General features: G+C 66.6%; 15 protein-coding genes. 6 read left to right on the top strand and 9 right to left on the bottom strand.

Annotated features, from left to right (window positions below):
• The first annotated feature begins 259 nt into the window (after positions 1-259).
• Genes A6A25_RS12800 through A6A25_RS12790 form a run of 3 tightly spaced genes read left to right on the top strand, consistent with a single transcriptional unit; the run spans position 260 to position 2,183 of the window.
• Positions 260-556 (top strand): hypothetical protein, encoded by a 297-nt coding sequence (locus tag A6A25_RS12800; RefSeq protein ID WP_073889900.1) that lies wholly within the window; start codon positions 260-262, stop codon positions 554-556.
• Positions 556-1,734, top strand: coding sequence for a DUF6973 domain-containing protein (locus A6A25_RS12795; RefSeq protein WP_073888874.1), 1,179 nt, complete (start codon positions 556-558; stop codon positions 1,732-1,734). Before A6A25_RS12800 ends, A6A25_RS12795 begins: the two co-directional genes overlap by 1 nt.
• Before the next feature lie 2 nt (positions 1,735-1,736).
• Positions 1,737-2,183, top strand: coding sequence for a hypothetical protein (locus A6A25_RS12790; protein ID WP_241828622.1), 447 nt, complete (start codon positions 1,737-1,739; stop codon positions 2,181-2,183).
• A gap of 497 nt (positions 2,184-2,680) precedes the next feature.
• Here the strand turns inward: A6A25_RS12790 and A6A25_RS12785 are convergent, their stop codons facing one another.
• From A6A25_RS12785 to A6A25_RS12755, 6 genes are all read right to left on the bottom strand, one after another.
• Positions 2,681-3,019, bottom strand: a complete 339-nt coding sequence (locus A6A25_RS12785; protein ID WP_073888873.1) for a hypothetical protein — start codon at positions 3,017-3,019, stop codon at positions 2,681-2,683.
• Entirely contained in the window at positions 3,016-4,293 is a 1,278-nt protein-coding gene (locus A6A25_RS12780; protein ID WP_073888872.1) for a WXG100 family type VII secretion target, read from the bottom strand. The genes A6A25_RS12785 and A6A25_RS12780 overlap by 4 nt, the downstream gene beginning before the upstream one ends.
• On the bottom strand, positions 4,290-4,595 hold the full coding sequence (locus tag A6A25_RS12775) for a type VII secretion target (protein ID WP_073888871.1): 306 nt from the start codon (positions 4,593-4,595) through the stop codon (positions 4,290-4,292). Before A6A25_RS12775 ends, A6A25_RS12780 begins: the two co-directional genes overlap by 4 nt.
• 561 nt (positions 4,596-5,156) lie before the next feature.
• Entirely contained in the window at positions 5,157-7,553 is a 2,397-nt protein-coding gene (locus A6A25_RS12765) for an ATP-binding protein (protein ID WP_073888869.1), read from the bottom strand.
• 6 nt (positions 7,554-7,559) lie between these two features.
• Positions 7,560-8,171, bottom strand: coding sequence for a DUF6879 family protein (locus A6A25_RS12760; protein ID WP_073888868.1), 612 nt, complete (start codon positions 8,169-8,171; stop codon positions 7,560-7,562).
• The gene (locus A6A25_RS12755; protein ID WP_241828621.1) at positions 8,164-8,364 is read right to left on the bottom strand and encodes a hypothetical protein; all 201 of its coding nucleotides are present in this window, start codon (positions 8,362-8,364) and stop codon (positions 8,164-8,166) included. Before A6A25_RS12755 ends, A6A25_RS12760 begins: the two co-directional genes overlap by 8 nt.
• A gap of 448 nt (positions 8,365-8,812) precedes the next feature.
• On the opposite strand from A6A25_RS12755, the gene A6A25_RS12750 reads away from it, so the two are divergent.
• Positions 8,813-10,303, top strand: a complete 1,491-nt coding sequence (locus tag A6A25_RS12750; protein WP_083668289.1) for a hypothetical protein — start codon at positions 8,813-8,815, stop codon at positions 10,301-10,303.
• The gene (locus tag A6A25_RS44000) at positions 10,300-12,897 is read left to right on the top strand and encodes a hypothetical protein (protein WP_073888867.1); all 2,598 of its coding nucleotides are present in this window, start codon (positions 10,300-10,302) and stop codon (positions 12,895-12,897) included. The genes A6A25_RS12750 and A6A25_RS44000 overlap by 4 nt, the downstream gene beginning before the upstream one ends.
• 29 nt (positions 12,898-12,926) lie before the next feature.
• On the opposite strand, the gene A6A25_RS12740 is transcribed toward A6A25_RS44000, so the two are convergent.
• From A6A25_RS12740 to A6A25_RS12730, 3 genes are all read right to left on the bottom strand, one after another.
• Positions 12,927-16,229: a type ISP restriction/modification enzyme gene (locus A6A25_RS12740; protein ID WP_083668288.1), complete on the bottom strand. Its 3,303-nt coding sequence runs from the start codon at positions 16,227-16,229 to the stop codon at positions 12,927-12,929.
• A gap of 967 nt (positions 16,230-17,196) precedes the next feature.
• Positions 17,197-17,664 carry an NUDIX domain-containing protein gene (locus A6A25_RS12735; protein WP_073888866.1) on the bottom strand — a complete coding sequence of 156 codons (468 nt, stop codon included), beginning with the start codon at positions 17,662-17,664 and terminating at the stop codon, positions 17,197-17,199.
• 34 nt (positions 17,665-17,698) lie between these two features.
• Positions 17,699-18,904, bottom strand: coding sequence for a helix-turn-helix domain-containing protein (locus A6A25_RS12730; protein ID WP_073888865.1), 1,206 nt, complete (start codon positions 18,902-18,904; stop codon positions 17,699-17,701).
• Positions 18,905-19,031: 127 nt separating this feature from the next.
• Here A6A25_RS12730 and A6A25_RS12725 point away from each other — a divergent pair.
• Positions 19,032-19,349 (top strand): helix-turn-helix domain-containing protein (locus A6A25_RS12725; protein WP_143193129.1); only part of this gene is annotated, 318 nt, incomplete at its 3' end.

Below are 19,349 nucleotides of genomic sequence, written 5' to 3'. Positions count from 1 at the left end.
GTCACCTCGAGGTCGCGCCACGGCTACTCGAGCGTCTCCACGGCCGTGGAGACAGGCCGTGCCGGAACCGGTGACAATGCCCGATGTGGATGGCGCGACGACAGCGGCAGGCCGGTCACCCATCGGGCATGAACAGACCGTGCGGCCCAGCCCTCACGGCGAGGACGTACGTCGAGGGTTCAGTGTTCTCCTGCCCGCATAAATCAGGATACGCTCTGCGATGACACTGATACTCTGGGTCATGTCCGGGGAGGGGCAGATGACTGGGTTCGATGTCGATCCGCAAGCGCTGCGCGCCGCGGCCGAGGGCGCGAAGCAGGCCGCAGGGGTTGTGCGCAAGTTGGAGCTCGGCCGGGTGGCGGAACTCGCCGCCGCACTGCCGGGCACGGAGTCCGCCGGGACCGCCGGCGAGCTCGGTCCGCACTGGGAGGCCACCACCGACAAGTGGGCCCGAGGCGTGGACTTCTACGCGGACGCGCTAACCGCGGCCGCCGACGACTACGAGGCGCAGGACGACGACGCCGCGCGGGGGTTCGGCAAGGTAGGAGGCCGCTGATGGCCACGTGGTCCGAGGTCAGGCAGTGGCAGCCGGACGTCATCGGACAGGTCGGCGACCACCTCTCCGCACAGAAAAGACAGGTAATCGGCCTGCAGGACGAACTCGACGGTGCCAAGCCGGTCGGGTGGACCGGGAAGGCATCGGAAGCAGCGGCTGACGACCTCCGCGCCCGTCGTCAGGAACTCGAGGAGCTCGCCGCGCGACTGTCCGCGGCGGGGAAGGTCGTCGACGACTCCGAGCAGTCCGCACGGGACCTGGTCCGCAGCGTCGAGGCGACCGAGCAGTTCGCCGCGCAGAACGGTTACCGCATCGAGAACGGCACCGTCGTGAAGACCTTGGACGTCGGCGGCTTCCTGGACATCGCGATCCTCCAAGCCGAGGTCCAGGGCATCCTCGCCCGCGCAGCCGAGATCGACACGGAGTTGAACTCCGTGCTCAAGCGCATCCTGTCCAATGGGATCGGTGACGCCGGGGCGACCACGTTGGCGGCGGCCGCGACGGCGGGCGAAGACCACGTGGTCGATGAGCGGCGGCACCGCGAGCTGCTGGAGAAGTACCAGGTCAAGACCGATGGCACGACGATCTGGCCGAGCGGTCTGACCGGTTGGCTCGCGGAACGCAGAGGCATCAAGAAGGAGCGCGTCACCCAGGCCGAGGCAGAGATGCTCGACGACCTGCAGATGCGCAAGGGACTGCTCGGTCTCAAGGAGTTCGGCGACATCCGGCAGGACGCGCTACACGTCGCTGAGGGCAAGTTCGACGGCAAGGGCGGGACCGACGGGCACGCGGACGCCTTCCGGCACGCCTACTGGAATGCGCTGATGACGCAGCGGTACGGTGAGGAGTGGGCCCGCGAGTTCGCCACCGCCCACGAGCGCAACCCGTCGAGCCACCACATCCCGGTGGGCATGGACCTGCACAACAACGAGGTCGGCCGCAGCATCGCGCAGGCCAACCCGGACGCGAGTCCCGAGCAGTTGGCGAATCTGGTCGAACAGGCGGTCAAGCACGGCAAGATGGTGGTCATCGACAAGAACGACACCCTCGTGCCCTCCAACGAGGTACCACCTGGCGAGACTCGCGAGACCAAGAAAACACCGTGGCCCACGGACAACCCCGGGCGCAACGACGACCACGACCCCGGCAAGCCGTCGGCTACTCCGGACCAGTACTGACCATGCGCTCGATACTGACCCTGATCGCACTCCTCACCCTGCTGGCAGGATGCAGCGAGACCGCCTCGGGAGTGACGGTGGAATTCGACGAGAACCTCGAAAAGACGATCGGCGAACTGGCCCGCTCGGACGACTCCAGACCGCTCAAGGAATTGGTACCCGGCGATTGGACCTCAGTGCGCGTCCTCACCGGGCCCGCATCCGGCACGCGGATCGAGCGGGAGTTGGGGCGGCCCGTCGAACTGGACGGCGACGGCACCTACGACGGCGATTACGTCCAGGACGGCAACCTGCTGGTGTTCCAGCGTGACGGCGAGACCATGCGGATGGTCAGCCTCGGACAACTCGCCGCGCTCGCCGAGGGCGAATACCACGCGGACGTGGTCCTGCAGGCACGCGATGGCGCCATAACCATGACCGACCCGGACGGACGCCCCGTAAGCCGCTGACCCCGCCAGGCTGCCCCCAGCGTCGCATCGCATCCCGTCGTCGCTCGCCACAGGGGGGCGTCGAGGTGCCGTGGTCGAATTGCCCGCCCGCTGCGTTCTCGGCCTCAGCGACGACGACCGCCGCGCTGCACCAACGCGATACTCTGCGATAGCCGCAACCCGGTGAACTCGACGCAACTTCAACACTGCGCCGCCGAGCGGAATTTCGTCGCCGCTGTGTGCCGCAGTCACACCCGAGACGCACGAACCGCACCGCATCAACGAACTGCGTCCAGCACCCGCCAAACTATGCCAACTGCGGCGAGGAGCAGCCAACAAGCTGAGCCTCTCTCTGCCAGTGCTGTTCCACAAGTGCCCTGACCAGCGCAAACAGAGAACCGGCACGTCAGCCGGCGCAGTTCACAGCCGTTCGAAGCCGTCGCACGCCGTTCGGCTCTTCCGTCTGCTCCAGATTTGCTCCACACACCGCAGTGTGAACGGCGGCAACAGGTGTCGCCTCAAACCCCGAACACACGGTCCCCGCGCGCGGTGTGGAACTCGACCCGCACCGGCAACGCCCCTGCCAACCGCTCGGCCAATCGCTCGCCCCGCTCGTGCCACGCCACCGTGGTCGCCTCGTCCGGAAATCCGGAGTCCATCGGGTCGTCCGGGTCGTAGACGGCCTGGAACTCGTCGTCCCACGCGTCGATGGCCGCGACGAGATCCGCGGGTACACCGAAATCGTTCGCAAGCCGCTCGGCCGAGTAGTTCGCCGGGATCGGATCACTGTCCTTACGCACCCACAGCGGGTCGGTGCCCCACTCAGGTGCCAACCGAACCGAGATCACGCCGTTCATCGTCCCCGCCCCCGGTAGTCCTCATCGGTCTCGGCTCGTGGATCGCGTCGCGCACCGTCGAACGGATCGTTGGCACTGCGCATGTTCGCCCCGACGATGAAGCCGTTGCTGCCCACCTGCACCGACATGTAGTGCGTCTGCCCACCGTACTCAACCTCGAAGATCGGTCGACCCGGCGGTCTGCCCTGGCAATAGCCCGTGTACCGGCCCTCCGTAGCGGCGCGGTGCACGACCTCGGCAATCTTCTCCTCGGGAATGCCCGCGGCAACGAACTCGCCCTTGTGCTTCATCACATGCGCCAGACCCGCCTCTCTACCGGTCCTCGGGTTCACCCCGCCCTCCTCCAGGAAGACGATCTTCCCGTTGGGGTCTTTGCCGATCTCGACGACCTTCTCCGGATCGAGCTTGACCCCATCACGCAGCGCCTCGTCGATGAGCTCCTGCTTCTCCCGCTCCCGACGCTGCCGGTCGACCTCGCGCGGATCCTTGTGCTGCGGATCCGGGTCCTTCCGACGAAGCCTGTCGACCAACTCCTTGAGCTTGCGCCAGGCCATGCGCAAAACCTCGGCGAGCCCGTCGAGCCGTTTGGCCACGTTGGAAATGGTCTTGAGCAGCTTGCGCACCACGTCCGCGATCTTGGCGGCGTACTTGGCGACCAGGCTGGTCGCCTGCATCGCCACCACCGGCGCCGCGGCACCACCCGTGACGAGAAGTTCCAGTCCCCAGACCACGAGCCTGCCGACCGCATCCGCGATCAGGTCGCGCACGAACTCCCGCACCGCCGCCACGACCTCACCCATGATCGTGACCACGGCGCCCACACCGCTACACACCCTCGACGCACCACGCAGCGCATCGACCACTTCTCCAGCACGCGCCCGATACGCATCACCCGCAGCACCGCGCCACCCGGCCGTGCGATCACGCGACGTCGTCTGCAAGTCCCCGGCCGCTCGCTCGACGCCTTCGCTGACGTTCTGCCAGGTCCGCGCATAAGCGCGGATGACCGGCGGCGTCCCGGCCAAGTCGTTCAGCATGTCCTGCAACGGCTGCACGTGCTCGATCAACCACCCGACCCCATAGGCCGCCAACGTGCCAACCGGGTCCATGTAGACACCGAGCGCTTCAAGCCCAGCGCCGACGACTCCCAGACCCGCCTCGACCCAATCCCCGTTGTTGATCCCATCCAAAGCGGCCTGCCCGGCCTCCAATAGGCCGATCCCTGTGATCGCGGTGGTGTCGTCCTCCGGTTCCGCGACGAACGGGTTGTTCACCCGCGCCCCAACCTGTCGAACCGGTCGACGTTGTCCGACTCAACCTGCTCGTAGACCTCGGCCGTCGCCTTCAACGACTCCGCCATCGCGTCAAGTGCCTCCGCCGCCTGGGACAACGCCTCCACGCCCCACTTCTCCAGCGGGTCGAGCATCACCGTGAACGGATGACACAGCACCCCATACGCATCCGCGGACATCGACACCTGACGCGCCGCGTCCAACGCCTGCGCCAACACGTCCCCCTGCCCCTGGACCTGCCCGGCGTGCTCCCGAACCTCACCGGGCACCACCTCGAACGCCACCCGAGCCTCCCCGTCCCGTCGGCGGTACGAACAGCAGCCTTTGTACGCGACCGACCCACGGACGACCGTCGGATCGAGAACACGTAACCCGATCAGTCGAACTGACGAGTCACACATGCCCGAATAGCTCATATCGGCCGGTTCCACACCAGAGGCACCACCGGTCCGTATTCGAAGTACCAATCAGCCGTACGGACAATCAAACGCGCGGTGAGCTTCTCGGGATTTACACCGTTCTCCGCTTCGACAAGAGCAGACGATTCCTACTTGCCGCACACTGAGATTAATCCCTCGAAACACACGATCCTGCGGGCGGTATGGAACTCGATCCGCACCTGCAGCATCGCCGCCAACCACTCACCCCGCTCGTGCCACGCCACAGCGGTCGCCTCGTCCAGTACACCCCTATCCCGTCGGATCATACAACCAAACCGCTCCTCGACCTGCGCCCAAACCTGCGCAAATCCGGCTGCGGACATGGTTGGCGCAGACCGACGGCTTCGGTCCGCATCCTCAGCAAAGCACGACCAGGACTCCGTACCTCTGCCGGGCACGAGCCGCTCAGAACGTTGCAGGATCGTCTGCTCCACCTCGACGGAGTGCGTCGACCTCGGCGCTGTGGCGGTGGGCGGCTGGGTCGTCGAACCCAGCAAACAGGGCTGCGGCCTCGTCGAGGGCGCTCGCTGCGGCTTCCGCGCCATCCGTGGCGATCAGGACGGCCCCCAGGTTCTGAAGAGCTACGGCCATCCGCCACTTCTCACCGGATCGACGGAACACGTCCACCGCATACTGGTGGAACGCAACGGCATCCGCAGGTCGCCCCGACTGCCGGTACGCCTCACCGGTGGCGTCCAGGACAGCAGCCTCCCTGATCCGGTCGCCCAGCTGCCGCTGGAGCGACGCCGCGCGCTGGTAGAGGACCAAGGCCGCTTCGGGATCACCGAGAGCCAAGGACACCTGCCCTGCCTCCAATGACCAGAACGCCTCCCACGCGGGGTTCTTGCGGTCCCTTGCGATCGACAGCGCGTCGCTGATAAAGCGGTGTGCTTGATCCGGAACACCGAGTAGGCGGTGCGCGTGGCTCAGCCCGCGCAACGCGTCGCCTTCGCCACCTGGGATCGACAGACGCCGGTACCCGTTCAAGGCGGCGTGGAGCAGGGGAACGGCCTCCTCTGGGCGATCGAGTCCGATCAGGGCGTTGGCGCTGTTGTTGGACGTCACTGCTGTCCAGTAGCCGTCGGCCAGGTCATCCGCGATCTCCCGGGAACGCCGGAAGTGCCGCAGCGCCGTATCCGGTTCATGGTTGCGCAGGTACGCCAGACCGAGCGCGTTGGTGGACGCGAGCTCGCCACGCCGGTCGCCGATCTCCTGCCTGATCGACAGCGCCAGTGTTTGGTGTTCAATTCCCTTGGTCCGGTTTCCCTGCTGCGTGTATGCCTTGCCCAGACTCTCCAACGCATCTGCTTCGCCCCGGCGGTTACCCGATCGGCGGGCTGCGTCCAGACCTGCCACGCCCGTCGTGATCCAGTCGTCGAAATGGTTGTAGCGGGCGTAGATCTCACGCAGGACGTCAGCCAAGAGCGCCACCACTTCGTCCCGCGCCCGCTCGCCCAGGACGCGGATCATCGACCGGAGGTTCCGGCGCTCGTGCTCGTACCAGGTCAAAGCATCTTGATGGTCCGCGAATGCCGGGGCGGACACGTCCTGGGGCAGTGCCGGCAGCTCGCGGGTAGCGGCTTCGGGGATCAGCGCCCGGACGGCGTTCCACGCCGCGTGCAGGTACCAGGCGGTCAGGCGTTCCAGCGCAGCGGTCGCCGACTCCGGTGATTCCTCGGTTCGTACCTGGTCTTGAGCGTAGAGGCGGAGCAGGTCGTGAAACTCGTAGCGGTCCGATGCCGTGCTCTCCAGCAGATGCACGCCGGCCAGGTCGTCCAGCAGGCGCCGCACGGTGGGCACGGGTTCGCCGAGCAGCGCCGCGACGGCTGCGGGGCCGAAGTCGTCACCGGGGTACAGGCCGAGCATGCGGAACAGCCGGCTCGCTTCCTTGGACAGTGCCCGGTAGGACCATGCGAAGACGGTGCGGACGGCGTCACTGTCGTCCGATCCCAGGGCATCCCACAGACTCGACTCGTCGCGAAGTTCGGTGATCATGTCCCGCAGTGACGTCTGCGGTTTGCCGATCGCCCGCTCCGCGGCTATGCGCAGTGCCAATGGCAGGCGGGCGCACAGCCTGGCCAGTTGTGCCAGATCTTCGTCGTCGTCCTGGGAGCGATATTCGTGGATCAGTTCTCGCAGCAACGACACGGCCTCGTCGAGTGGCAGGACATCCAGTCGCAGCCGACGCGCGCCGTCCCGGGACACCAGACCTGCGAGTTTGTCGCGACTGGTCACCAGCACCAGGCAGCCCGCGGTACCCGGGAGGAGCGGCCTCACCTGGGCGGGTGAGGCCGCGTTGTCAAGCAGGATCAGGAACCTGCGCCCCGCCAGGAGGGATCGGAACATCGCCGAGCGTGCGTCCAGGTCGGCCGGCACGAGGTTGCCAGGCACTCCCAAGGCACGCAGGAAGCGGTCGAGTGCCTCATCCGGGCTGATCGGCAGCCCGGCGTCGTAACCGCGCAGGTTGACGTAGAGCTGACCGTCCGGGAAGTCACCGGCAACTTGGTGTGCCCAACGCACCGCCAGAGACGTCTTGCCCACTCCGGCGGTGCCGACCACCACCCACACCACGACTCGATCCGCCACCTCCGCCGAGGTGAGAGTGAGCGATTCGAGGTCGTCGGAACGGTTGACGAAACCACGCACGTCGGCAGGCAGCTGTCGCGGCATTGGTGTGGCGGGACGCCCGGAACGGTGGAAGTGCACACCGCCGATCACATCACGGGCTTGGACGACGTCTTCGGCTGATCCGCTCAGGTCGTTGTGCGATTCACCCCATCCGTGCCTGTCGGGTCCGGCCATGACCTGTCAGCCCGCCAGAGGTAATAGCCCGGCCACCTCACGGTCGAAGAACGAGCCGAGTTCTTCGCCCTGGTCGTACAGGGAGGCCACGATGTCACCCCAGTGCCTGACCTCATCGGGAACCGTGCACCTCACCGCACCGCTCAACACGCCTTCGTCGTCGTAGAGGACCTGGTAGGCGATGGTCCGGCCGAGGAGGAAGAGTTCGGGGAGCACCGTGCCGCCGGTTTCGAGCGCGCGGACCTGGGCGGGCTCGACCACCCGGATCTTCCCGCCCACCTGGTGGCGGACGTGGAGCGAGGTCAACTCCCAGAGCAGGTACGGCGTGATCGGTTTCTCCACCACCCGCACACGACGCACCTCCATGCCCTTGTCGCTGATCCTGCGCTCGTAAGCGGCGACGTTCGCGCGCCCTTCCTCCAGCAGGGCGAGCGATCTGCGCCAGTCGTTGCGCCTGGACGCCTCCCAGCTCTCGTTGGAGGACTCGACGAACTCCTGACGCCGTTCCAGCTTCCAGTTCACGCCGCTGTTGTCGTGCCAGAAGTTGGTCTTGAAGTCGTCGAGGTACTCGTCGACGCTCAGTCTGGTGCCGCTCAGGACGGTCTCGGGGTCACTCATCGGCGATGTCCGTCTTGGCTGCCCGCAGCATGACACCGGGGATTACGACGAGTTTCTCGTCCTCGCCGATGTGAACGCCGTCGGGTAGGCGGGATTCGTAGTCCGCTGTGAGGTCTCGACCGATGACCGCGATGTCGCCGTTGGCCAACTCCCAGATGTCCGGACACGAGGGGTCGTCGTTCGTGACACCCAACTGCGCGGCTGACCTGCCAAGACGTTTGGCGAAGTGCGCGACGGGGTCGGCTTCCCAAGGGCGACTCATGAAATCCCCTTGCACTCGATGTGATCCCGGCAATACTGCTTAGCGACACCCTGCCCGGACAAGTCCGCCTAATTGGTACCGATGCTAGTGAGCACCACACCACACCAGTCCGCACAAATGCGGACTCAGCACCCATTCCATCGAAGATATGACCGCCGCACGAGTGCAACTGGAGCACGTAACCGACCGATGTTGTTCACATCGAGCGCATTTGCCGACCCCCACCCCTCCATCTGGGCGACACACCTCTGGACTACGTGCCACATGTGTCGGTCGCGCCGAGGGATGCCGCACCCGGCCGGCAGTGGTGAAACGAAGACGCGGTCACGAGCGATCATCACGAGGTGCGCGGTATTGAGTTCGGATCCGGCGGAGCACTGTGATCCCCGCTGAAGTCGACGGGCCCCGGTGGTGCGAGCCCGGCCTGGACCGGCGCGGTGGCCGCTACCCGCTGTCGGTCGAGGCGCCGGTGACGAGCATGGTGGACACACTGGTGCCCGGTGTGTCCACGCTGACCAGACTGGTCCGCTATTACTCCTTGTACTGGGCGCTGGCCGACCACGCGGAGGAACACGACCTCGACGCTGCGGCGTGCCAGGCGCTGGTGCGCCGTACCGAGGTCGGTCTGGCTCTCATATCGATAACCCATGACCGGGATCTGTTCGCGCACGGCACCGATACCGTCAAAGCACTGTTACGCAAAGGCTCGGCCAACGGTCTGGCGGAGCCTGGGCGTTCTTCGTACTCGCCTCGTTCCTGGGGTTTCTGGTCGCAGTACAACGGTCCGAGCATGGCCATGGGCACCGTCACCGTCGAGGCCGGTGCGCTTCGTGCCGGCAAGCACCGGTGTCCCGCCTCGGTGCGCCGGATGTTCCGGCCGCTCGTCGACCTGGCGACGCGTGAGGAGATGGGCGATGTCGACCGGCTTGCCGCGCTGGCGATGGAGGCTCCGGACACTCCCGACCTGCCGCCGTTGCGCGATCTCTTCGCCGCGACTCGCGACGGGCGTCACGTGCCGGAGGAGTGGAGCGGTGACGACCACACGCGGCGAGCCACACTGCGTTTCCTGGCACGAGCGGTGCAGCGGATGCCCGGCAAGGCGCACGTCAATGCATTCCGTCACTACCTGGCCTACGGCGACACCCTGGACACCGATCCGGTCCTGATCGGCGACGGGCGAGCGCGGGCGTGGCGCGGTGTGCTGCTCCGGCACCACTCGGTGGGCGCGTGGCGCCGCATGTGGGCGGCGCTCGTCCAGCAGGTGCTCGACAAGAGCGGAACCGCGACCAGGGACGACCTCCACGCGTGGATCAGTTCCGAGGTCTCCGACGTGACCGTTCGCGAGTTCGCCCGGTCCCTCCCGCCGGCCGTGGACCGGAATGGGTACCCGTTGCCCGCGGAGGAGTCCTTCCTCGGTGAGCCGTTCTCCCCGGAGGCCGACCTGGCCGTGCTGCTGCTCGGCGCACGGCGCCTTGAGCACCTGGAAGGTCGCAGCCTCGACGCGTTCCTGGGACGTCGCCGCAGCTCATCCGGACGCGGCCAGTTCCTGGACCCCAACTGGGTCGCTTTCCGCAGGTTCGAGCACGAGGACCGGCCGCTGCCCGAACTCGCCCGTGCTTTCGTGGACGACATGATCGCGCAGTCCCGCAGGGTCGCCCTGCGCAAGCTCCGGGTTGGTGACGACGGCCGGATGACCGTGTTCAGCAAGTTGCACGAGCGCAACGGCCGGTACTTCGCCGAGCAGGCGGAGGGCGCGGGCAACGTGGGCCTGCGCATCTACCAACTCTCGGCGATGGCCGAACAGCTCGGCCTCTTCACCGCGGACGGGGTCACCCCGCTCTGCACCGAACTGCTGGAGTTGGCCGGATGAGCCAGGTGGATCACGAGTTCCACTCCCCCCTGACCCTGCTGCGCGCATGGCGCGACCGGTCTGACGGTGCCCGCTTGCGCGAAGTCCTCATCACCGGCTTCACGCACGACCTGGTCTTCCTGGAACGCCACTGCGTTCCCACCGCGCGTGCCCTGGGCGCCCGCGTCACCGTCCTCGGGGACGCGGGGCAGGCCGTGCACGAACCGGTCGACGTCCGGTACGCGGGCAGGACTTACCAGCACGGCCACGCGGCGTGCGCCGGGGCGTTCCACCCCAAGCTCGTCGTCCTGGTGGGCGACGACGACGTGTGGGCGGCTATCGGCTCGGGCAACCCCACGTGGTCCGGGTGGGGGCACAACCAGGAGCTCTGGCTGGTGCTGCGCACGTCGACGCGGCAGGGACCGGCCGCGCAACGCGACCTCGCCGCCTGGTTGGTCGATCTGCCCGAGGTGGTGGCGATGCCCACGTGGATCGCAGACGCGGTCGTCCGCGTGGGCGGCTACGTGGCCCCCGACGAGGTTGACGACTCGCTTCCGGACCTGCGGATCTTCGGCAACCTGCAACAGCCGATCCTCAGCCGGCTGTCGCCAGGGCCCGTGGACGCGCTGCGGGTCAGCTCGCCGTTCTTCGACCCGCGTGGCGCGGCCCTGCGGGCGCTGGTCGACCGGTTCTCCCCCGCCGCACTGGACGTGGCTTTGCAACCGACGTTGTCGCAGTACGACGCCGCTGCCCTGATACAAGTCGCGGCGACCGTCCCGACGGCCGGGTTCCGGTTGCTCGACGAGAGCCGCACCTATCACGGCAAACTCGTGGAGTGGGCTGTCGACGGGGCCACCACGGCGTTGGTGGGCAGCGCGAACTGCACAGCGGCCGCGATGCTGAGCACCACCTCGGCAGGCGGCAACTGCGAACTGGTCGCTCTCGCACCCGTCCTCGACAGCCTCCTCCCGGAGGGCACCGCGGCGACCACGATCCCGCCCAGCCAGGCGCACGCGTTGGCAACACAACCTCGCCACGCGGTCAAGCTGGTCCTGCTGGGGGCGCGACGCCACGAACAGGACCTGGTCGTGGAGCTCACGACCACCGCCCGCGAGCCGGTCACCATCGAATCGTCCCCTGACGGAACCCCCGGGACTTGGACGGCGTTCCACGTCTGGCGCCCCATCGGGGAGACTTCGGCGACCCTGAGGTTCCCGACGCCAGAACAGCTCGGCGGTGCCGTGCGCGCGTGGGTGGAGGTCTCGGGTGAGCGCGTCGTGTCCTCCGCGGTGTACCTCACGGACCCCGTGCGCTGCCTGCCGCGCGAGGATGAACAGGACCGGCCCCGTCTCGTCCGTGACTACGAGCTGGACAAGACCATCACCGACCCCGCGCTGGCCGCCCGCTTCAACGCCGATCTTCTGCGCCTGCTCGGTCAGGTGCAGCAGCGGCCCTCCACCGGCACCTCTGCTCTGCGAACGCAACCATCCGCAGTCGAAGTCGCCTCCTCCGAAGACCGCTGGGGTGCGTGGCTGCACCACGTGGAGGGGATGCTCGGTCCGTCACTGACGGGACTCGTCTTCCCCTCCTCTCCGCGGCTGCCCGACGGCACGGTCACGAGATGGACGGTCGGAGCGGACCCGGACGACACCGAACTCGCCGACGGCGAGGACGAGGACGTCGTGGACACCGAGATCGAGCCCGACTCGACGCACCGGACCATCCCGCCGTCCGAACACCGCAAGCTGCGGACCTGGGCGACGCGATGGGTCAAGGCGGTGTCCCGTCCCGCCCGTCCACCCCTGGAACTGCGGATGACCGTCGTCCTGCTCTACCTGGACCTCCTCGCCGCAGGTGTGTGGGGCACGGAGGAGAGCTGGCGGACGGAGGTCCGGGACCTCGTTCATGCCCTGCTGCCCGATGATGAGGAAACGGATGCGCTCCCTGGGCGCACCATCTCCTACCAGTGCTCGTTGACGGCGGTGTGCCTCGCCCTGCTCTTCCAGGGCGCCTCGCCGCACGGCGGAGGTGAACACGACATCATCGCCAAAGCCGCCTGGGAGGCTGCGCGCGAGTCAGTGGCGTTCGCCGACCGTCGACTCGCGGTGGAATACCTTCACCGCGCCGCCCAGCCACACGCCAGGGTGGTGTCCGAATCGGAGGTGGACGAGATCATCCACCTCGCCGAAGCAGCCGTAGACGATCCCCGAGCCGAAGTCCGGGCGGCCTTCGCGCAGGCAGGACTGCCCGCACGGCTGGTGGACGGTGTGTGGGTGGTGGACGGCGAATTCCGCAACCCGCGACGCACCGCCGCCCAGGCGGCGACCGTGGCGGGGAAGCAGTCCGCCGTCCTCGCCCGCAACGCCAGCCGGGCCGCTCTGGTTCTCCGCGATGGCGCCACGCTCTACTTCGCCGAGTCCACCGCACCAAGGTGGCGTGTATACCGGCTCTCGCCACTCGGCACCCCGTTGTCGCTGCTCGGCAACCCGGAAGGGCTCCCAGCTGCGGTAAGCCAGCACCCGCTGGACGCCGCTCCACCTCAGGTGAGCCAGCTCGCCGATCGGCTGGAGGTCGACTTGACGCAGCTCGTGGCCGCAGTCCGCACAGTGTCGTAGCCGTCGGCCCCTGCCGTGAACTGCAACTTCTAATCCGTCGAGAACAAGTCCGGCTGGGTGTTCTCCTTCGTCGGCTTCTTCGCGGCGGGCGGCACTGGCAGGACACCGGCGTCGGTCAGATCGTCTACCGTGATCAGTCGGCTTCCGAGGATGCGGTGAAGCAAGTCGTCCTGGAGCGGTTCGAGTGCCACGAGTCGTCCGAGCACGTGGATGAGGTCGAGCAGTTCGGTGGTGGCTGACGGCGTCCAGGTGGTCGGGACGATGTCGTCGAGCGGGGACTTGCGGTTGCCGGAGGGGTTCTTCTTGCGGTAGCCGAACCAGTGCTTGAGCACCCGCATGCCGGCGACCTCGTAATTCCACACCTCGGGGGCGACCGGGGCGACGCTGCCTGAGCCGACGTGCAGTGTCCTCGTGTTCTCGTCGTAGGTGATCCGATCCGGCATGCCTTGTTCGGTGTCCGGGATCGCGACCTGGATCAGTGGCCGCTCCCTGGTGTTGCGCGGAGCACCGGCCGGGCGGTCCGCAGCGGGGTCGACGAAGCGCTCGCCGTAGGTGTGCAGCCAGACGACTTCTTTCCCGACGCGGACGGCCTCAGCCCATAGGTGTGGGTCACGGGTCAGGGGGATGCGGACACCGGGGGTTGTCAGGTCCGCGGCGAAGTGCCGGGTGAAGCCGGGGTGGGCCGTGACGGCGGCGACGTAGGCGATCAGGTCAGCCGGACTGACGTGCCTGCCGAGTTGCTCCGCCATGTGGGTGAGCAGTCCTGGAGTGATGTTTGGGCGTGCTGCTCCGGGGTCTGCGTACAAGGGCTGTGTCCGGCCGCCTCTGCCCGAGTGGTGGTGCATGTCGGGCAGCAATGAGGTGAACACCAGGGCTGGTCCGGTGTCGATCGGGTGGGCGTGCTGTTCCACGAGGAAGATCTGCTTGCTGCCGAGAGTCGACCAGAGCGCCGTCCTGGGCGTGGCGATCAGTCTGGAGTCCGGGATCAGCCACTGTCGGTCGAAGGCACGGAATCCCACGTGGACCGGTGGTGGCATGTCTCCTCGTTCCTGGGAAAAGGGGACATTGCTGTGCGGGAAGCCCGGGAGCGGCGGGTTGATCCGTCGCAGGTCGGCGTCTCGGCTCTCTTGGAAGAGGGCGGGTTTGACCCCTGGTGGCGCCGAAACGAGTCGGTGCCAGCGTTGGGCGAGTGTGTCCTCGTCGGGTGCGTAGACCCAGGTGCGGTTGGGCTTGACGCCGGGAGATGCCCACGGCATGAGGTCGGTCGTTGCCGGCATGGACAGCCACTGCGTACGGGCGGCCGGCTGGAACGGGTCGTGCCAGCCGTCGGAGCACTGCTGCCACTCGGATGAGTCTGCGTGCAGGGTGCCGAGTGCGGTGATCTTGTCGGTGACGGTTCCGGTGACCGAGATCCGCCGGATGCGCGCCGGCGTGGTGGTGTCGGCTTCGCCGCGGCGGACGAAGACGGCTATACAGATGGGTTGCTGGTTCTCGCGGAAGAAGCGGGTATTGACCGGCGGTTGGTGCCCCTCCGGAGTCAGGTCGATGATCCACCCCTCGTCGGCGGTCTCGCGTAGGTACCGACGCATGCCGGCGAGTCCAGGAGACGTGGTGAAGCCTGCGGAGCAGACGAACGCGACAACGCCGGCGGGGTGCTCGGGATGGGCGTCGAAGACCTTCCAGGTGGCCCAGCGCCAGAAGTAGACGTACTTGTTGTGCAGCGTGTACTCGCGGCTGCCCTGACCGGGTGTGCGGAACGCATGAAGGCTAGGTGCCGCGACCTTGCTCTCCGACTTCTCTTCGATCCACGGTGCCGTGCCGCGCACCTTGTCGACGTACGGCGGGTTGCCGATCACCACCATGACCGGCGTCTCCTGCTTGACCCGGTTCGCCCCGCGCCGCGACGTCTCCAACGGCCTGTACATGCTGCCCAAAGGCAGGCGTTGCACGCGAGGGTCGTCCAGGGTGTCGGCGAGGAACCGGCGCTCCTTGGCAGGAGCCTCGGCCTGGTGCCGCTTCTTGAGCAGGCTGTGGATGCGCAGTTCGGCGACGGCGTAGGGAGCGGCCTGATTCTCGAAGCCGATCAAGCGGTCCGAGAACTCACGCAGGTGAGGTGCGACAGCTCCAGGCCCTTCCTCGGTCTCGACGGTGCGCGCCACGGTGTTGACGACTTCGGCCAGGAAGCTACCGGTGCCCATCGCCGGGTCGACCACGATGACGTCGCGCTCCGCGAAGCCTCTACCGCGACCGAGGTGGGAGCGCAGTACCTCGTCGACGAACCGGGTGGTGAAGGCGACCAGTTCCGCGGGGGTGTAGTATACGCCGCTCTTCTTGCGCAGTTCCGGGTCGTACTCGGACAGGAAGCTCTCGTACAGCGTCGCGTAGGAGTCGTCTGGAAACTGCGTCCAGTCCACCACCTCCAGCACTCGGAGCATGGTGGTCAACGCGACGCTGTGCTCCTCCTCAGGTTGGTCGGTGAGAACGGCGAGGGCTCGGCCCATCAGCGAGTGCTTCTTGCCCAGCAGCCTGGCGATCTCACGGATCGGCTTGCCGTCGAAGTCCACGCCTTCCACGCGGGCGAGCAGGAGCGCGAAGGTCACCGTCTGCGAATACTGGTCGGCGAACTCCTGGTTGGTCAGGTTAGGGAACAACGCTTGACGCCAGTCCGTCGCGAGCCCGCTGAACGTGCCGCTGCTCGACTGGCCGCGCCGCTCGCGCTCCAACTCCGCGGCCACGTCGTCGCGGAGCAGGCGACACAGGTTCGCGATCATGCGCACCATGTCGTCCAGGGAGCGCGGTGGTTGGGGATGCCAGAGCAGGAAGCCGGTCATCACCTGCGCAAAGTCCGAGCCGACCGTGTGCAGCTTGCCGCCCGCCCGGTCGAGGCCAGGCTCGAGGCGCGCCACCCTGCCCTGGAGCTTGCCGTAGGCGTAGCGGGCGAAGCTCTCCCCGTCCGTGTACAGGACGTTGGGTAACAGACGCAGCGCCTCCCACTGCTTGCGGTCGTGCTTGGTCGGGGCGGTCCAAGTCTCCGGCGTGCCATAGCCGGGTCTCTTCAACTCGACGTACCCGATGCGAGCCTTGTCGACGTTGACCGCATAGTCCGGGCGTACGGACAGGTCGGGCAGTCGCGTCTCGCCGATCATCGTGACCTTGAGGAGCAAGCCGTCAGCGATCTTGGACACCATGTGTTCGAAGGGCCCTCGCAAGTGGTCCTCGGGTGAACCTTCACGGGTTCGCAGCTTTTTTGTCACTTCACGGCCGAACGCGGCGATGACCTGGTCGAAGTCGATGGAGTCGGTCTCGGGACGTGGCGTTCTGCGGGCAGGCATAGTCCGCTCCCGTCATGCTGGGAAAGACCAAGATCTCCAGGAAAACCGACAGCCGGCTTTACTGTCTGTACAGCTGACGGGTAGTATGAAAAATAGGGAAAACACACCGAGAGTGGGCGTCAAGTGCCGTTCGATTGGACATGTCGAGCCAACACGGCCGATCGGGCTACACACTCTCGACTTCCGGAGGGCCCGCCCTCGTGTCGAGTACAAGATCCAATGCAGTATCGCTACTGGAACGGAAGCGTCCAGTGGGCTTCGAGGCTGCCCCTCGGCGAGCTACGCGAACACGCGGGCGCGGTTCAGGGCCATGGGGACGTGCTCGCGCAGGCGCTGGACGCCGCACGGCAGGTGTTGTGTCGATGCCATCCGATGCGTACGGCGCGTGCCGTGCCAACCGTCCACCGTGCTGCTCCGCCCGATCGAGCAGTGGGAACTCGACACGTTGTCGGGTTCCGGCTGGTCGGTGTCGGGTTGGAAGCGTTCGGCGTCTACCCGGCCCGACAGGCACGCTGGCCTCCTACGGTGCGCGGGCCGATCGAGCACGTCCAACCGCTGCAGGACATGTCGAACGACGCGGCGGGGACGCCTCTGGCAATCCGCGCCCATGCGCAGACCCGACACCATAGGCGAAGGCGTGGCACGCGCCGCGTGGCGTTGTAGACCGCGTACCGCGAACGCACGATCCGGTGGATCGGCACTGCGGCGACGCGTACTGGGCGCCAACGGTTGAGGCGGTCGACGCGCCGCCGTCGCGGATAGGCGACGGCATGGGAGCGCTGGTTACCAGCGTGAGCGAGATCGGGGTGGCGACCCGGGAGTCGTGCGTGACATGATCGCGGAGAACAGATGAAATCAGTTAAGAGGGTTCTTGAGGCATCTACTGTTCGCAATAGTGATTGAGCGCGCTCCGGTGATGACGATGCCCTGATCACATGAGAGCGACTTTTCGGGATGCCGCTGACGGTCATCGACCAGGCGGTTGCCCGTGCTCCAAATAGACCGAATATCCATGAACATATGCACGATAAGCTTGGGTTAGCCTGCGGACAAGCCGGGGAATGACGTAGTCGCCGATTTTGTTCACCGGAGCCCATTCCCAGCGGTCCAATTCTGAGTCATCCAGGATGATCCGCTGTTCGTCGTCGTCGAGCGTTCCGCAGTCGAACAGCCAGAGCACTTTGTCGCCTTCACCATCGTTGGGCGCCCAGTCCACGACGAGCAGGCGTTGCGGCTCGCGGTCAAGGTCGAGTTCCTCGCGTAGTTCCCGGCGGCAGGCCGCTGCTGGCGACTCTCCGATGTCTACGTAACCACCAGGGATATCCCAGCCGTTGCTGTAGGTCTTGTGCACCAGCAGGATTCGGTCCTGATCGTCGACGAACAAGGCTCCGGCGGCCATGCGAGGTGTTGCGAAGCGGTCGGCGTCTGTAGCCATGCGTTGAGCCTACGGAGGTCGTCGGACGGCTGCGCTACTCCAGGTTCAGGCGTTGGGCCAGGTCGGCAAGGGCGTGGCTGGGCTTGGTGCGTTGTCGGCGCATCCACGTCAGCACCAGTTGGCGGCTGAGGTAGTGGTGTTGGACCTGTTCGCGTGCGCGCTGCTCGGCGTCGAGCATGATCGTGAGCGCTTCGTCGGTCTTGTTCCATGCGCTCAATGCGCGGGCTACCTCCAAGGAGTGTCGTACTTGGCGCTCGACGGGAAGGCCGGAGGTGTCGACCGTAGGACCGAGGTCTACAGCTATCTGGACGTCTCCGAGTTCCATCGCTGTGGCGACTTGGTGGATCTTGACGTTGGTCGGGCCGAAGGCGGTCCACATGTGGTTGGCGTCGGCGCCCAGGCGTTGTGCCGTGTCGTTCGCTTCGCACAGGAAGTCCTGGGTGCGCGTGCGGTTGTTGGCGCGCGCTGCCGCCATCGCCCCGGCGAGGAACAGGCTGCCGTAGATCGAGAGCATGGTGCGGTTAGCACGAGGCAGCCCGGGGTGGAGCACCGCGGCTGCTGCTTCGGTGAGCTGCATGGCTGGTGCGTAGCGGCCGGTTGAGAGCAGGGCGTGTACGACTGAGCGGAACAGTGAGCCGAGGATGACGGGATCGCCTGTCTGCTGGGCGGCCGCAAGGCCGCGTTCGGCGGCGATCCAGGCGAGGTCTGCTTCTCCGAGCTTGGTGAGCAGGGACGTCGCGGCCTGGTAGCTGAGGGCCAGGAGTCGTTGAGCTTGGACGCTGTGGGTCTGCACCGCTTGGACGGCGTCGGCGAGCAGGAGTGGGACTCGATTAGCGACGAACCCGTACTTGGAGGCTTGGTAGGCGTTGAAGACTGCTTCCACTTCGCTACGCAGGCCATCAAGGTCGATAGGGCCAGCGTCACCGTTGGGCGTCGCAAGTAGTGGACTGAGTTGGCGGTAGTCCATGAGCGTGGCTCGGAGTGCGGAGACGCTCGCCATGCCGCTCTCAGGACTCCAGTCGAGCAGTGTCGGTTCGCCGATCAGGTCGCCGACCGAGATGCCCAGGGCACCCGCGAGGCTGCGTATGACCGAGAGGCGGTCGAGGTCGATCCGGTTGTTCTCCACCTTGCTCAGCCAGTCGGTGGTGCGGCCGACCCTCCCAGCCAGTACTTCCTGCGACACGCCTCGTCGGCGGCGGTACCAGGCGACGCGCTCTCCGATGGTCAGGCCGTTCGTCATTCCGCGCACCGCTTCATCCTCTCGGGTGATCGTCCATTTGACCCGGAAGATTTTTCCGGGGTGTGTTCCCCGATTTGATTGACGCTACCGACATTGTCCGCATTGGCATATTGCCGGGAGGTCAGTGGTGTCGCAAGCAGGCGTGGAGACCATCGTCGAGGACAAGCAGCCGGTCAGGTTGAGTTCGGCTCGTAGTCGGGAGCTGGGGGAGGAACTGCGCCGCGTACGGCGCCGGGCGCGGATGTCGTCGGGGTTGCTGGCCGAGGCGTTGGGCTGGTCGTTGGGCAAGTTGAGCAAGCTGGAGACCGGTAGCCGCGGTACGAGTGGGTGGGAGATCGGCACGCTGTTGGGGCGCTGCGGTGCGGACAAGACGACGCGGGAGCGGATCATGGCCGTCGCTACAGATCTTGAAAGGCCAGCATTACGGTGGTTCCGGTTCGAGGTC

Origin of the sequence: Saccharothrix sp. CB00851, assembly GCF_001905065.1 — a bacterium.
Classification (GTDB): Bacteria; Actinomycetota; Actinomycetes; order Mycobacteriales; family Pseudonocardiaceae; genus Actinosynnema.
This window is presented reverse-complemented; position numbering and strand designations above follow the sequence as displayed.